The organism is Thermanaerothrix solaris, assembly GCF_032334255.1.
GTDB classification, from domain to species: Bacteria; Chloroflexota; Anaerolineae; order Anaerolineales; family Anaerolineaceae; genus Thermanaerothrix; species Thermanaerothrix solaris.
Genome location: NZ_JAUHMF010000001.1, coordinates 1652892 through 1668093, shown reverse-complemented (window position 1 = coordinate 1668093; position 15202 = coordinate 1652892). Strand labels below are relative to the sequence as shown.

At 59.6% G+C, this 15202-nt stretch carries 17 protein-coding genes; 11 read left to right on the top strand and 6 right to left on the bottom strand.

Features of this window, described 5'->3' with window-relative positions; genetic code table 11:
- Positions 1-200 precede the first annotated feature (200 nt).
- The 6 genes from thrC (at position 201) to QYE77_RS07635 (ending at position 5048) form a co-directional block, all read left to right on the top strand.
- Entirely contained in the window at positions 201-1268 is a 1068-nt protein-coding gene (gene thrC / locus QYE77_RS07660; protein ID WP_315624787.1) for a threonine synthase, read from the top strand.
- A complete protein-coding gene (gene thrB / locus QYE77_RS07655) occupies positions 1265-2191 on the top strand; it encodes a homoserine kinase (RefSeq protein ID WP_315624786.1) in 927 nt (308 codons plus the stop codon). The genes thrC and thrB overlap by 4 nt, the downstream gene beginning before the upstream one ends.
- Positions 2192-2195: 4 nt before the next feature.
- Positions 2196-2801 (top strand): DUF3267 domain-containing protein, encoded by a 606-nt coding sequence (locus QYE77_RS07650; RefSeq protein ID WP_315624785.1) that lies wholly within the window; start codon positions 2196-2198, stop codon positions 2799-2801.
- Positions 2802-2877: 76 nt separating this feature from the next.
- Positions 2878-3645: a sulfite exporter TauE/SafE family protein gene (locus QYE77_RS07645; RefSeq protein ID WP_315624784.1), complete on the top strand. Its 768-nt coding sequence runs from the start codon at positions 2878-2880 to the stop codon at positions 3643-3645.
- A 25-nt stretch (positions 3646-3670) separates the two neighbouring features.
- Entirely contained in the window at positions 3671-4471 is an 801-nt protein-coding gene (locus QYE77_RS07640) for a DUF2085 domain-containing protein (RefSeq protein WP_315624783.1), read from the top strand.
- A 16-nt stretch (positions 4472-4487) separates the two neighbouring features.
- A complete protein-coding gene (locus QYE77_RS07635) occupies positions 4488-5048 on the top strand; it encodes a DUF4126 domain-containing protein (RefSeq protein WP_315624782.1) in 561 nt (186 codons plus the stop codon).
- A 3-nt stretch (positions 5049-5051) separates the two neighbouring features.
- On the opposite strand, the gene QYE77_RS07630 is transcribed toward QYE77_RS07635, so the two are convergent.
- From QYE77_RS07630 to QYE77_RS07615, 4 genes are read right to left on the bottom strand one after another with little or no spacing between them, the layout of a single operon-like run.
- Complete coding sequence (locus tag QYE77_RS07630) at positions 5052-6401, bottom strand: dihydrolipoyl dehydrogenase family protein (RefSeq protein ID WP_315624781.1); 1350 nt, start codon at positions 6399-6401, stop codon at positions 5052-5054.
- A 21-nt stretch (positions 6402-6422) separates the two neighbouring features.
- Positions 6423-7409 (bottom strand): NAD(P)/FAD-dependent oxidoreductase, encoded by a 987-nt coding sequence (locus tag QYE77_RS07625; RefSeq protein ID WP_315624780.1) that lies wholly within the window; start codon positions 7407-7409, stop codon positions 6423-6425.
- 22 nt (positions 7410-7431) lie between these two features.
- On the bottom strand, positions 7432-7719 hold the full coding sequence (locus QYE77_RS07620) for a co-chaperone GroES (protein ID WP_315624779.1): 288 nt from the start codon (positions 7717-7719) through the stop codon (positions 7432-7434).
- Between the two features lie 29 nt (positions 7720-7748).
- Positions 7749-8006 (bottom strand): glutaredoxin family protein, encoded by a 258-nt coding sequence (locus QYE77_RS07615; RefSeq protein WP_315624778.1) that lies wholly within the window; start codon positions 8004-8006, stop codon positions 7749-7751.
- A 123-nt stretch (positions 8007-8129) separates the two neighbouring features.
- On the opposite strand from QYE77_RS07615, the gene QYE77_RS07610 reads away from it, so the two are divergent.
- From QYE77_RS07610 to QYE77_RS07595, 4 genes are all read left to right on the top strand, one after another.
- Positions 8130-9368 carry a glycosyltransferase family 87 protein gene (locus QYE77_RS07610; RefSeq protein WP_315624777.1) on the top strand — a complete coding sequence of 413 codons (1239 nt, stop codon included), beginning with the start codon at positions 8130-8132 and terminating at the stop codon, positions 9366-9368.
- Entirely contained in the window at positions 9365-10873 is a 1509-nt protein-coding gene (locus tag QYE77_RS07605; protein ID WP_315624776.1) for a glycosyltransferase family 39 protein, read from the top strand. The genes QYE77_RS07610 and QYE77_RS07605 overlap by 4 nt, the downstream gene beginning before the upstream one ends.
- Before the next feature lie 349 nt (positions 10874-11222).
- Positions 11223-11756, top strand: coding sequence for a GbsR/MarR family transcriptional regulator (locus tag QYE77_RS07600; RefSeq protein ID WP_315624775.1), 534 nt, complete (start codon positions 11223-11225; stop codon positions 11754-11756).
- 3 nt (positions 11757-11759) lie between these two features.
- The gene (locus QYE77_RS07595; protein WP_315624774.1) at positions 11760-12677 is read left to right on the top strand and encodes a cation diffusion facilitator family transporter; all 918 of its coding nucleotides are present in this window, start codon (positions 11760-11762) and stop codon (positions 12675-12677) included.
- On the opposite strand, the gene rarD is transcribed toward QYE77_RS07595, so the two are convergent.
- Positions 12674-13585, bottom strand: a complete 912-nt coding sequence (gene rarD / locus QYE77_RS07590; RefSeq protein WP_315624921.1) for an EamA family transporter RarD — start codon at positions 13583-13585, stop codon at positions 12674-12676. The genes QYE77_RS07595 and rarD overlap by 4 nt on opposite strands.
- A 200-nt stretch (positions 13586-13785) precedes the next feature.
- Here rarD and QYE77_RS07585 point away from each other — a divergent pair, with 200 nt between their 5' ends.
- On the top strand, positions 13786-14148 hold the full coding sequence (locus QYE77_RS07585; RefSeq protein WP_315624773.1) for a DUF488 domain-containing protein: 363 nt from the start codon (positions 13786-13788) through the stop codon (positions 14146-14148).
- 14 nt (positions 14149-14162) lie between these two features.
- Here QYE77_RS07585 and QYE77_RS07580 read toward each other — a convergent pair whose 3' ends face one another.
- Positions 14163-15200 carry an SIS domain-containing protein gene (locus tag QYE77_RS07580; RefSeq protein ID WP_315624772.1) on the bottom strand — a complete coding sequence of 346 codons (1038 nt, stop codon included), beginning with the start codon at positions 15198-15200 and terminating at the stop codon, positions 14163-14165.
- Between the last annotated feature and the right edge of the window lie 2 nt (positions 15201-15202).

Sequence of the window (15202 nt, the reverse complement as noted above, 5' to 3'; positions counted from 1 at the left end):
ATCAATCTTTGGAGTATCGTGACGGGGTTGGGTTGGTTTTACCGCGCGTGATTTGTTTACCGCGTGCCTGAATCAATCCTGGCGATCACACCGGCACGCATTGCCGTAAACATGTAGAAAATGACCATCTGCTCTACCCTTGCTTTGGGTATAATCAACGCAATCGCCATTATCCTCTTCACACGATAACCGAGGTAGTTATGCCCGCACCCTATGCCGGCCTGTTGGAACGCTATCACGATTGGCTGGATCTGCCGGCCTATACCCGTCCGGTCACCCTCTTAGAAGGTAACACCCCCCTGATCCCCATGCCCCGCCTAGCTGAGGAACTCGGGGGCGGTTTTGAACTCTATGTCAAGTACGAAGGGCTCAATCCCAGCGGCTCGTTCAAAGACCGCGGGATGACCGCCGCGATTAGCGAGGCGCTCGGGCGCGGAGTGCGGGCCGTTATCTGCGCTTCGACCGGAAACACGGCGGCCTCGGCAGCAGCCTATGCGGCACGAGCGGGCTTGCGCGCCATCGTCCTCATCCCTCAAGGCAAGGTGGCGCTGGGTAAACTGGCCGGCGCGCTGGCCTATGGCGCCGAGGTCATCCAAATCGAGGGCTCGTTCGACGATGCCTTGGCCCTGGTAGTTGAGATCAGCCAAAAATACCCGATTGCACTGGTCAATTCGCTCAATCCCTATCGCCTGGAGGGGCAGAAAACGGCTGCCTTTGAGATCTGTGATACCCTCGGCAGTGCGCCGGATTGGCTGTGCCTCCCGGTAGGGAACGCTGGCAATATTACCGCTTATTGGATGGGTTTTCGCCAATATCACGTCCGTCGCGGGAGCGGGTTGCCGCGCTTACTGGGTGTTCAGGCTGCTGGCGCTGCCCCGCTGGTTTTAGGGCACCCGGTCGAAAAACCCGAAACGGTCGCCACCGCCATCCGTATCGGACGACCGGCGCGGGGTGAACAAGCCCTAGCCGCCGCCGAAGAATCCGGTGGGCGCATCATTGCCGTGAGCGATGATGAGATTCTGACGATGCAACGTCGCCTGGCTGCCCACGGCGTGTGGGTTGAGCCGGCCTCGGCGGCCGGGCTGGCCGGGTTGGCTCACGAGATTGCTGCCGGACGTTTTAACCCCCGCGGCCAGCGGATTGTCGCCATCTGCACCGGGCACGGCCTCAAAGACCCTGATATCGTTGCCCGTTGGAGCACGCCGCCACGCACCCTGCCGGCCAGCTTGCAGGCGCTGACCGATGCCTTGTTAAGGGAGGCAGCATGAACGAGCGCTGGATCCAGGTGCGCGTTCCGGCTACCACAGCCAACCTTGGCCCGGGTTTTGATGCGCTGGGGCTGGCTCTTGATCTGTGGAACGAGGTTTGGGTACGCCCAGCAACAACAGCCCAGGTGCATGTTTGCGGTGAGGGGGTTGGATTGCCCTTGGAAGCCAATCGTACAGTGCAGGCCATTCACTATTTTTATCAACGCGTGCTTGGGCAAACACCCCCGCCCTTGGAAATTGTGCACTATAACCGTATCCCCCTCAGTTCAGGACTGGGCTCCAGTGCTGCCGCTGCACTGAGCGGGCTGCTGGCCGCCAGCGCCCTCAGCGGTCATACCCTGAATACGGCGATTTTGCTGCGACTGGCAACCGATCTAGAAGGGCATGCCGATAATGCCGCGGCAGCCCTGTTGGGCGGCCTGGTGGTGATCGTTGCCGAGGGAGATGATCTATATCCCTATTGTTTTGCTCCGGCAACGTGGCAGATAGCCGTCGTCTTACCGAGCATTGATCTCTCCACCGCAGCAGCCCGGGCCGCATTACCACGTCAGATTGCGCTGGAACAGGCGGTTTACAACCTGGGACGGGCGGCGCTGGTTGTGCAGGCCCTCCAGGAAGGGGATCTCGTTCTGCTGCGGCGGGCAATGCAAGATCGCCTGCATCAGCCTTATCGCCTGCCACTCATCCCCGGCGCAATGGAGGCCATCGGCCGTGCGTACGATCACGGTGCCGCGGCGGCTCTATCGGGCGCCGGGCCGAGCGTGATTGCCTTTGCCCTCTCCGATATGGCGCCCATAGCCGCCGCAATGCAAGATGCTTTCCGTTCCGCTGGCATGGACGCCCGCGCCTGGATCCTCACACCCAGCCTGAACGGCGCCGCCTGGGCTTGGGTCGAGGCGCCGGACATCCCTCCCACGGAGTAACATCATGCGTGCTTATCGTGATCTTCCCCCTGGCTACCATCTCTACGGCGAGTTTAACCTGGAGAATTCACGCTTGCTCTTGGCGATGAACCTGCTCGGCCTGGGCCTGCTGGTGGCGGCGGGATGGCTATTTGGGGTACTGATTGGCGCCCTGCGTCCTCACACAGGCGAATTTGTCTTGATCCTATGGAACGGCAACACGGCCTGGATGATCGGGCAAATTCTGGCGCTGGCCGGGCTGTTGGTGGTGATGATTGTGCTACATGAGGGCCTGCACGGCCTGGCATTTTGGCTCTTCACCCATGACCGCCCGCAATTTACCTTCAAGGGGTGGTATGCCTCAGCCTCGGCACCGGGCTGGTATTTCACGCCCTCGGCCTATCTCATCATTGGTTTATTACCCTTGGTGGGGATCAGTTTGCTGGGATTAGCACTGGTGCCGTTTGTGCCCGAATCCTGGGTCGTGCCTCTGTGGGCGTTCATGACCATCAATGCCGCTGGGGCCATCGGCGACCTGATCATGGTGGGTTGGACCCTGCGCCTACCGCGCGGTGCCGTGGTGCAGGATTATCACACCCGCACCGTGGCGTATGTGCCCGAACAATCATGATTTAGCCGGGAATCGCCTCGCCCATGTTATCATAAGCGCAGTAACTTTCTAGTCACCCCCTCACCGAGGCGTTTTCATGGACTGGTTGGCATATTTCAGCATCGCATTGGCGGCGGTCGCAGCAGGGGCGGTGAATGCCCTGGCTGGCGGCGGTACACTGATTACCTTCCCCGCCCTGATGGCTGTGGGTGTGCCGGCTGTGGTCGCCAACGTAACCAACACGGTAGCGTTGTTGCCGGGTTACCTCGGTGGCACCTGGGCCCAACGCGCAGATTTACAGGGCCAATCGCAACGCCTGCGCACCCTGCTCCCGGCGGCACTACTCGGAGGGCTCGTAGGCGGGCTGCTACTTCTGCTCAGCGGTGAACGTCTCTTTCGTGCCCTGGTGCCTTATTTGATCCTCTTCGCATCGCTCTTGCTGGCCGTGCAGGATGAGATCCGGAAGCGAGTCTTTTCTCCATCTCGCGAGGCCGACCCACCTGCTCGTTCGCGTGAAGCCCTGGCAATCTTCCCTGTATTCCTGGCTGCCATCTACGGCGGCTACTTCGGTGCCGGGCTCAGCGTGATCCTGCTGGCTGTCCTGGGGCTGGTGCTCGAAGATACGCTTACCCGCCTCAACGCCCTCAAACAGGGGCTCTCGCTGGCGACCAACCTCACCGCGGCGCTGTACTTCGTTTTCTCCGGGCGGGTCCTGTGGCCGGCGGCGCTGGTGATGGCCGGCGGCGCATTGCTGGGGGGCATGTTGGGGGGTTTTCTAGCCGGACGGGTTAAGCCTATCGTCCTGCGCTGGTTGGTGGTGACGATTGGAATCATCGTTGCGATCATCTACTTTGTACGCGGGTGAAGGGCGGGTGTGCTAAAATACCTGCATGCACGCGCTTGAGCGTCACCCCTGGCTACGGGGTGGGTTAATTGCTTTTGCCCTCGGCCTGTTGACAGCCTGGCTGATCTACACCCCGCCCGGGCTGCTGGGCAAAGCTGATGCCATTGGTTATGCTGTTTGCCATCGCAGCCCGGCGCATTCGTTTTTTGTGGGAGAGAGACAACTGCCCCTGTGCGCCCGTTGCAGCGGGACGTTTTTGGCCGCGCTAATCGGGCTGATAGTTCAACTCCCCCGCGGGCAGCGCGCGGGTTGGCCGTCATTCCCCTTGCAATGGGTGGTGATCGTCCTTGGGTTAGCTTTCGCCCTGGATGGGGTGAATTCCTTCCTCAGCCTGCTGCCGGGTGCCACTGCGCTCTACCCCCCAAACAATGCCCTCCGCCTGGCCAGCGGCAGTGGCTTTGGTGCCGCGCTGGCTATCCTGCTCTATCCTTTCATTAATCAAATTCTCTGGGCGCATCCCATCCCTGAAGCCGCACTGGCCACCCCGTGGCAAGGGCTGGGGCTGTTTGCCGCCGTTGCTGCGGGTGCCCTGGGTATTTACGCACGTCTTCCCTGGTTGACCCTCCCGCTGGCCTTTCTCAGCACCGTCGGGGTGATCATTCTGCTGAGCCTATGTTACACCCTGTTGTGGGTTATCCTGCTTCAACGCGAAAACACCTTTACGACCTGGCGCGGGCTGGGCGGTTTCTTGCTAGCCGGTCTGACGACCGCATTATTGCATATTGTTTTAGTGGATGCAGGGCGCTTTTTCCTCACCGGCACCTGGGCCGGTTTTATGTTCCCGTGAGAAAGGACGGTTGCTCATGGAGGTCTTGGGTATTCTCTCTGCCTTTGGGCTTTCGGTCAGCGCTGGGCTAAATGCCTACATCCCGCTGCTGGTCGTTGCGCTACTGGGGCGTTTCACCAATCTGATCACGTTGCGCCCACCCTGGGATACGTTGACCAATGGTTGGGTGATCGCATTGCTGGTGCTACTGGCGCTGATCGAATTCTTTGCCGACAAAATCCCCGCGGTCAATCACCTTAATGATATCATTCAGACCTTTATCCGTCCCACCGCCGGGGCGATTGTCTTCGCCGCTAGCGCCAACGTGATCACCGAGATTCACCCGGTGCTGGCCCTGGCGCTGGGTCTGCTAGTGGCTGGCGGGGTGCATGCCACCAAAGCACTGGCCGTACGTCCGGCGGTTACAGCGACCACCGGCGGTGCAGGCAACGTGCCGGTCAGCGTGCTGGAAGACCTCACCGCAATGTTGGTTTCTATCCTTTCTGTGGTGGTACCGGTGGTTATCGCCTGCGTGCTGATTGTGGTTACATCCTGGATTGTCTTTCGCCTCTACCGCCGCGCCAAACAAGCCACCTGATTCTCATACCCCGTAGCCATCTACAGCCGCGCGCACCAGGTCGCCCAACGTTGGGTAGGCCGGTGCCCATTGTGCCAGATGCGCGAGCGTTGCCCCGGCCTGCAGTGCCAGGCTCAGGGCGTTGATCACCTCAACGGCATGGTTGCCCAACGCCGCCGCACCGAGCAAACGCCCGTTCTCGGCATCTACAACCAGCTTCAGCACTCCCTGCGTATGTCCAATCAGGTGAGCCTTGAGCGCCTGATCCCAATCCGCGCGCAGCACCTGGATCGTGCGACCCAGATGACGGGCTTCGGCCTCGCTCAGGCCCACCTGCGCCACCTGCGGATCGCTATAGACGGCTTCGACTGGCACAATGGTCTCTAGCGGTGGTGTGGGTAGACCCAGTGCATGACGCACGGCAAGGCGCGCCTGCGCCTGAGCACGATTCACGGTAAAGGGCGGGCCGGCCACATCACCAATGGCGTAAATGTGCGGTTGCGAGGTACGTCCGTAGTTATCCACCACTACCCCCTGGCGGGTGACGTTCACCCCGGCGGCATCCAGGTTCAGCCGATCGGTATCCGCACGCCGCCCAATGGCAATGAAGGCGTGACTACCTTCCAGGGTGCGCCCATCCTGCAAGGTCACGCGAACCCCGCTACCGGTGTTTTCAGCCCGCGCCACCGGCGCGTTAGGGTAAAGGTTCACCCCGCGCGCTTCCATCGCCGCGACTAACCCGGCCGCAATCTCCGGCTCAGCGCGAGGTAGGAAGGTGGGTAAATCTGTCACCCAAGTGGTGGGTACTCCCATTTGACTGAAAAACGATACATATTCGCTCCCGGTCACCCCGCCACCGATCATAATCAAATGCTCCGGCCAGTCACTGAGATTGGCCATGGCTCGGGGTGCCAGCAGGCGCTGCCCATCGGGCTTCAGCCCCGGTAGGAAAATCGGCTCGGAACCGGTGGCCAGGATTACGCGGTCAACATTGAGATGCTCGCTATGCCCGGTGGAAAATTCCAGGCGCAGGGTGCGTGGGTCTTCAAAACGCGCCACTGCCTCGATCAACCGCACCCCAGCCTGGCTCAGCGCCCGGCGCTGGCGCTGGCTCTGCGTCTCGGCCTGCGCGCGAACTCGCGCCCGCAGTGTGCCTAAATCCGGACGAGAGGGTGGATTTTCCAGCCAGGGGTGGGCAGCGGTGAGCGCCTCGGCAGCGCTCAAGAACACCTTACTCGGCACCAGGCTGTGCCAGGTAGCCCGCCCACCCAGGTGCGCGGCTTCGATTAGTATGACTTCTGCTCCCAAACGAGCCGATTCTAAAGCGGCGGTGACCCCAGCCGGGCCACCGCCGATGATGACGATTTGTGCCATGTTCCCCTCCGTGCCGAGGGACTATTTTGACCAGTCTACGGCCAATTTTTCGCGCCCGCGCAGCAGTTTCTCCACCGCCATGGCGGCAATGGCACCCTCCGCGGCGGCTACCACGGCTTGCTTGACGTGATTGCACAGCACATCCCCCACGGCAAAGACGCCGGGGATGGCCGTCTGAAATTCGCGGTCCACGATCAGACAGCCGGTCTCGCTCAGCGGCAGTTGCCCCTGCAAAAAATCGGTGATCGGTTGGCCGCCCTGCAGGTAAATGAATGCACCGCTCACGGGCAGGGTTTGTTCTGGTTGGCCGCGCTGGCGGAAGCGTACCCCTTCAACCCGTTCCTCGCCCAGGATTTCTTTCAACACCGCGCCGGGGTAAAACGTCACCTTGGGATGGTGAAGCAATTCCTCGGCCAGGTCGGCGGGGGCTTTCAGGTCAGGGGTGGGCGAAAGGAAATGCACGCGGCGCACAAAGCGGGTGAGGAAGAGCGCCTCTTCGATGGCCTCGTCGTTATTCCCTGCCACCACCACGTCCTGATCGCGGAAGAAGGCGGCATCACAAGTGGCGCAGTACGAGACACCACGCCCTAGCAGGCGATCCTCGCCTGGCACGCGGTTGCCGCGTCCCATGGAGCCGGTCGCAATGATTACCGCCCGCGCCAGGTAAGTGCCGTTGTTTCCGTAGAGCACCTTGGGATCGCGGTCCAGTTCGCAGCCCTGAATCTTATCCTGGATGAATTCGGCTCCGAACTGCTGGGCTTGCCGGCGCATGCGTTGGAGTAACTCGGCCCCGCTGATTTCCTCCGGGATGCCGGGGTAGTTGGCGATCTTGCTGGTAATGCCGAGGGCGCCGGCGGTCAGTCCTTTGTCAATGACCAGCGTTTTGAGGTTGGCACGGGCGGTATAGATGGCCGCGGTCGTGCCCGCCGGCCCACCCCCGATGATCGCCACATCGTACACAGTCTCATCTTGGCTCGTGGGTAGGTCTAACCCGAAGTCTAAGCCCATGCTCAACCTCCTTATGCTTGGGTTAAGCGGTAATCTTGGCCAGAATGTCGCTGGCTTCCATGATCAGATATTCCGTACCGTCGTGGCGGAACTCGGTACCGGAGTACTTGGCAAAGATCACTTTATCGCCCACTTGCACTTTGATCTCTTCGTCGTCACCCACCGCAACCACCAGACCGGTTTGCGGCTTTTCCTTCGCCGTCTCGGGGAGCAGGATACCCGATGCGGTGCGGGCTTCCTGGTCTAAGGGGCGCACCAGGACGCGTGAACCCAGGGGTTGAATGGGGGGAGTGGAGAAAGTTTCCGTCATGAGTCGTACCTCCTTGATTAGATTATAGATTATTTCAGCCCTAAGAGGCGATCAATTTTGGGCCGGTCGAAGCCGATCACGATTTTGCCGTTGATATCAATGACCGGGACGCCCTGCTGGCCGGAGCGGCGCACCATATCGCGCGCAGCGGCGGCATCGCGGCTGACGTCCACATCGCGGAACTTGATGCCCCGTTCGCGCAGGTAACGCTTGGCCATGTTGCAGAAGGGGCAGTTGGGCGTGGAAAACACAATCACTCGCGGTTGCGAAGAGGTTCCCGTGCTCATCGTTACATACTCCTAAACCTGAGACTCAATCCGAATGTTTAGATGCAACCGTGCGCGAAAAGTTGCACAGATAGGCCGTTTGACCCACGCGCCCGGCGGAGATAAAATCATCTCGAACGATTCATGGCATCATCCAAACCCCACGTCACGCTCAACACACCTCCCTGGGTTTACCTGGGGGCCGGACTTATGGTGCTGGTTACCCTGGTTGCCCTGGCAGAGGTCAATTACCGCTTTGCCCTCGCCAACCCCGGCGGTAACGACTTCCTGGCGCGCTGGATGGGCGCCCACATGTGGCTAAAAGAAGGGCTCAATCCCTACGATGAGCGGGTTAGCCTGGCCTCGCAAATGGTCATTTACGGTCGCCCTGCCGATGCCAGCCGCGGTGAGGACATCGCTCACTTCGTCTATCCTCTCTTCTCGATGCTCTTCTTCGTGCCCTTTGGCCTCCTCGATTATCCCCTGGCTAGAGCTTTATGGATGACATTGTTGGAGATTGCACTGGTTGCGGTTGTGCCACTCAGCCTGCACCTGGCCGGCTATCCCGCGCGGGGTAAGGCTTTACTTGCTTGGGTGTTGTTTACCATCCTGGGTTATATCGGCATTCGCACTATTGTGCTGGGGCAGTTCGCTGGCCTGAACGTTCTGCTGATTTTGACGGGCCTGGTGCTCATATACAACCGGTCTGATCTTGCCGCCGGCTTGGTGCTGGCACTGACCGCCAGTAAACCGCAAATGACCTTTCTGCTCTTGCCCTTGGTTCTGCTCTGGGCCTTTTCGACCCGGCGCTGGCACCTCGTCGGTGGCCTGCTGGGTGGCCTGGTCGGGCTGATACTTGGCTCATTAGCGCTAATCCCTACCTGGCCGCAACAGTTCTTGCGTCAGTTGATGGAATACCCGACCTACACCGACCGCATTGGTTCTGTCCTTTCTATTGTGGCCGGCCTTTTTCCCAACCTGGAAACACCTCTGAATACCCTGTTGCATGCAGGGTTTATGCTCTTTCTGGGTCTCATTTGGCGGCAGATGTGGGGTAAGGGGTGGCCGGATTTCCTCTACGCCGCCCTGCAGACCCTGGTTATTACTAATCTGATTGCGCCCCGCACTGCAACTCCGCATTACACTGCGCTCTTGCCGGCGGTGTTCTTGATCTTCCGTGCCCTGGAAGCACGTTGGGGGCAGTGGGGAACCTATGCCGTCTGGGGATGGGCCTTGCTATTGTTTGTAGGGCACTGGGTGCTCTTCCTGGTCACTCTGGTTGGGGATATGGAATCGACCTGGATGTACCTGCCCCTGCCGTTCTTCTGCCTGATCGGATTGCTGTGGGCGCGGCGGTGGTGGCTGACGGAGGCACAGCCATGAGTAAGCGTCTGCAGGCCGGGCTGCTTGGGCTGGTTTTGCTCCTGGGCCTGGTCGTGCGCCTGTATCGCCTGGCCGACCGCGGCATTTGGTACGATGATGCCTTTTCCATCCTGCTGTCCGAACGCCCGTTGAATCTTATCGTTCAGGGCACCGCCGCCGATACCATGCCACCACTGTATTATTTTTTGCTCCATGCTTGGTTGCAGGGCGGACAATCCATCGCGTTCATTCGCACCCTGAACGTGGTGCTTTCGTGTGGGATCATCCTGGCAGTTTATGCCCTGGGTAGCATCCTGTGGGGCGAGCGCGTGGGGCTGGTGGCGTCGTTACTGATAGCCTTTTCTCCGCTCCAGGTCTATCACGCCCAAGAAGTGCGGATGTATGCGTTGTTAGCCCTGGCCTTGGTGGGTTATACCCTCGCCTTTGTACGCCTCTGGCAGGCCGATACGGCAGGGCGAACCGACTGGCTTGCCTGGGCAGGGTTGATCCTGGCTGGCGTGATTGCCATGTATACCCATAACCTGGCCATCTTCAGCCTCGTTTTCCCCGGACTGTTCTTACTATTGCGCCGCGCGTGGCGCTTGCTGGGCCTGTGGCTCGCTGGTTTAATGTTGATTGGTCTTTTAAGCCTGCCCTGGTTGGTGCTGGTGCCGGGGCAAATCGCCAAGATTCAAGCCGCCTTCTGGACGCCACGCCCGGGCCTGGCCGAAATCCTGCAGGCGCTGGTGATCTTCCATACCAATCTCCCCCTGCCACCGCTCTGGCTCGGTGTGGCACTTTTTATCACCCTGGCCAGCCTTACACTGGTCATCTTTGAAACTTTGCGTTTCTGCCCCCGTGAAGACAAGGAAGGACTTCTAATTACCGCGGGGCTTCTTCCCCCGGGGCTGATATTCGGAGCTTCCTATCTCATGCGCCCGATTTTCGTCCCCCGAGCGTTTATCCTCAGCCAGGTGATTTATTTTCTTTTTTGTGCCCGCGTGCTTACCCATTCCCGGCGCTGTACCCCAGCCATTTTGTTGGCGTGGTTGCTGATCGGGGGAGATTTAATAGGGTTGGTTTACCAAGCCAGTTATGCCGAGTTTCCGCGTTCGCCGTTTCGCGCCGCGATGCAAGGTGTGCATGCGGCTTATGATCGAGCCCAGGCAGTCGGTGAGCGCCTTTGCATCGTGCATGACAACAAACTGAGTTTCTTCCCCAGCCACATCTATGACCGCGGCCTACCGCAGACCTTTCTGGACGACGTGCCCGGTTCACACAATGACACCTACGCGCCAGCCACGCGCGCCGCAATTGGCCTCTTTCCCCAACCGTCCATTGCCGCCGCTACTCAGGGTTGTGATAGGGTAGCTTTTGTCGTCTTTGATAAAGCCATCCAGGAATATCGCGAGATAGGTTATGCTGAGCATGCAGTAATTGCCTGGCTGGAGGATCGCTTTGTTCCCACGTCCCGCGAACGCTATGGAGACCTGTGGGTACTGTATTTTTCCCAACCCATACCCTGACCCTTTTTTCACACCCTTTGAGTACATTGTGCCTTTCTAACCATGGCTGATTTTTCCAACCTTCCACCTGCTTCTCTTGGTGGGTGGGTTGGGTGTGGGAGCCTATGGCTGATTGGCATTGCGTCAGCGTATCCTCCACGTCACGGCCAAAGCGCCCTGGGCACCGATCATCTTGGTTATCCCGGTGCTGGGCAGTGAACGTTTTCATCGTCGAGCCGCAGGACATGTGAGCCCATGGGCATCCCTAACCAATGATCATAGAGGGAAGTCAGTCCCTTGACAATCATTCGAAACGTTTTATAATTTCGAAACAATTCGAACTATTGTATTGTAAACAGGAAAACCTGTAATGTCCGATATTCCAGAGGCCTTCCCCGATCCTCCCCGACGCCAGTTTGTTGAGAGCATGGCGTTGGCCCTGGAAGCCGCCGGCTTGCCGCGCCTGGCCGGGCGCTGTCTGGCCTGGCTGCTGATCTGCGAACCACCCACTCAATCCCTGGGAGAGATAGCAGCAACCCTCGGCGCCAGCAAGGGTGCCGTCAGCCAGATGGTGCGCCTGCTAGCCGAACGTGGTCTGATCGAACGCGTACCCACCCCGCACCCACGCCGCGATTACTACCGTTTCAAACCCGGCGGATGGGTCACTTATTTGCAACAATGGTTAGAACATCTGCGCACCTTGCACGCGCTATCGGAGCAGGGGTTAACCCTGCTCTCTGCACCCACACCTGAAAGCCAACAGCGCCTGTTAGAAGCCCACGACCTCTTTTCGGCCCTTGAAGCGCGCCTACCCGCAGTCTTTGCCGATATCGAAGCCGCACGCCGGGCGCGTCAGGGTGCGGCCGATCCTTTACATCCTTTATCCTCTGCAGCGGAGGTTTAAGCCTTGACCGCGAACACACTGACCGCCGAAACCGAAAAACGCGCGGCGGCTCTCTCTTCGGTGGTGGCCGCCGTTGGCCTAACGACGTTCAAAATCGTGGTCGGTATAAGTACCGGCAGCCTGGGCATCCTGGCCGAAGCGGCTCACTCCGGCCTGGATTTGCTGGCCGCACTGATGACGTTCTTCGCCGTACGCCTCTCCGGAAAACCGGCCGATGATCAACACCTTTATGGCCACGGCAAGATCGAAAATCTCTCGGCCCTCTTTGAGACCTTACTGCTTCTGGTCACTTGTGTTTGGATCATCTATGAAGCGGTGCAGCGCCTCTTCTTCCGACATGTTGAAATCGAGGTTACCTTCTGGGCTTTTCTGGTCATGGCCGTCTCTATTGCGGTGGATTTCACCCGCTCGCGTGTGTTATACCGCGCTGCCCGCAAGCACAACAGCCAGGCGCTGGAAGCTGATGCGCTCCACTTCAGCACCGATATCTGGAGCAGCAGCGTGGTCATCCTCGGCCTGATCGGGGTCAAGGTGGCCGAACTGCATCCTCAATGGGGCATCCTGCGCCAGGCCGATGCTGTGGCCGCGCTGGTGGTGGCGCTCATTGTCATTTATATCAGCCTGCAATTGGGTGGGCGGGCGATCCAGGCCTTGCTGGATGCCGCGCCCCAGGGCCAGGTCAGGGCTATTCAAGAGGCGGTGGAACGTCTGCCAGGTGTGATAGACTGCCATCAGGTGCGCGTCCGCTACAGCGGCCCACAGCCCTTTGTGGACGCGCACATCTTGGTCGCGCCGGAGATGGACTTCCCCGAGGTGCACACGCTGACTGAAGAGGTCGAGCGTATCATTCAAACCCTCTTACCCGGCGCGGATGTCACCGTCCACCCCGAACCGGCATCACGGGTTCCTCCTGAAACTTAAGCGTCGCCGAGAGCTTCGGCTTCTACCGGATTCTGGCGCCGCTGGGCCAGAACACCCTCGGCAGAAAAAATTGCCAGCGCTAGCCAGATCAGGCTGAATCCGACCAGTTGGGTTAAGCCAAAGGGTTCACCATAGACAAAAACGCCCAACAGGAACTGCAACGACGGGGCGATATATTGCAGTAAGCCCAAGGTAGTCAGGGGAACACGTCGCGCCCCACCGGCAAAGAGCAAGAGCGGAACGGCCGTCACCACGCCAGTGAGCGCCAGCAATAGGGTTTGAACCGCCGGCCCATGTCCGAAGGCAGCCTGACCGGTAACCTCAACGGCCACCAAGTAACCCAGCGCCGGGAGGAAGACGCTTCCCGTTTCCAGGGTCAAGCCATGAAGGGCGTTCAACGGTGCCAGTTTCTTAAGCAAACCGTATAATCCAAACGAAAAAGCCAGCACCAGCGCCAACCAGGGCAGACGACCATATTCCACGGTCAGATATGCTACGCCTACTGCGGCCAGTCCGACTGGCAGCCACTGCCAGGGACGCAATCGTTCGCGCAGGAAGAGCACGCCCAACACCACACTTACTAGCGGGTTGATGAAATAACCCAGGCTGGTTTCGACGATGTAACCCGCAGCCACACCCCAGACATACGCCAACCAATTGATCGCCAGTAGCACCCCTGCGCCCAGATAACTCACCAGGATGCGTGGTGTTAATAAACGCCGCAATGCACCTACCTCGCGCCGCACCACCAGCACCCCCAGCAGGAAGAGAAACGCCCAGACAATGCGATGGGCGAGCACTTGAGGTGCCGGCACCGCTTTCAACGCCTTAAAGTAAATGGGGAAGAAACCCCACAGGGTATAGGCTGCAGCAGCAAAGATCACGCCAGGATTGGTTTTTGGTCTCATCACACTCTGAGCCTCACGTTCTGGCGATTATACTCCCATCCCCGCCGGAAACGGAGAAAATGGGCCAACCAAAACCCGATTCACGGTTGGATCGAACGCCTAAGAGCACCTTTTCCAGCAGAGGGTACAGGGCGTGACGCAGAAAATCACCCTGCCGCGTCGGGCACTTTGGTGCTATCCTCATTGGGTAGAGGTCGCTCATGAAGATTCAAGTGAAACGCGTTTACGACCCTGCAGCCCCCGAGGATGGTCTGCGCGTGCTGGTGGATCGCGTCTGGCCACGCGGATTGACGCACGAAGACGTCCGCGCCGACTTGTGGCTGAAAGAAATCGCGCCCAGCACTGCTTTACGCCAGTGGTTTGGGCACGACCCCACCCGTTGGGAAGCCTTCAAAGCACGCTACTTTGCCGAATTGGACGCCAATCCCCAACCGGTTGAGCGTTTGTTAAGCATGGCCCAAGCGCAGACAGTAACACTCCTGTTCGCGGCGCGCGATGACCAGTACAACCAGGCTGTTGCCCTGCGCGAGTACCTGCTGGCACGCGCTGCGCTTCGGCCTTGATTTGAGCCTGCGGGCTACTCGGTTTCGGTCACCTTGCGCAGGCCACGCGGACGCTCGGGACTGAACCCCCGCGCCACACTCAGGTGGTAGCAGAAGAGTTGGGCGGGGATAATGCTCACCAGCGGCGTTACCCATTCCGGCACCTCCGCTGGCAGGGCTATTGATGCCTGTCCCAGGCGCAATGCCTCTTCTTGATCCGAAAGCACCAGCAGTTCGGCGTGGCGTTCATGGCGCAGGTAACGCAGCAAGTCCAGCATGCCGGCATAGACCTTGCCTGCCGGCACTACCGCCATCACCGGATAGCCGTGCTCCACCAGCGCGATCGGCCCGTGTTGAAAATCAGCGGATGAATATGGCTCGGCGGCAATATAGCACAACTCCTTGAGTTTGAGCGACCACTCGAACGCTGTGGCATAGTTAAAGCCCCGCCCCAACACCACACACTGCTCCATGAAGCGATAGCGCTGCGCCAATGGTTGCACCGTTGCGTTTTGGATGAGCATAGCCTCCACCCAACGTGGCACCTGCGCCAGCACAGCGCGACGGTCGTCATCACCGGCCAGGGCGACCGAAAGCAGCGCGATCGCCAGCAATTCGCCGGTATAACTTTTGGTCGCGGCGACGGCCTCTTCCGGCCCGGCCAAAATATCCACCACGAAATCGGCTGCTTGCGCCAGCGGGGAATCAGGTGTATTGGTGATGGCTAAGGTGGGACATCCCTGCCGCTGTGCCTCATGCATCACGCTGAGGATATCCGGCGAACGCCCCGATTGCGAGATACCCACCACCAGTGCACCGTTCAAACGGGGCGGGGTTTGGTAGAGGCTAAAAAGGGAGGGCGTTGCCAGGGCGATCGGCAGACGGTTGAATGCGCCCCACAGATATTGGGCATAGCGCCCGGCGTTATCCGAAGTGCCGCGTGCCGCCAGAAAAACGTAATCAAATGGCTGGTGCTGTAACTGCTCGGCAATGGCACGGATTCGCGGCCAGCCCTCATCCAATAAGCGTTGCAGAGTGTGGGGCTGTTCGAAAATCTCACGTTCCAATGGCATGG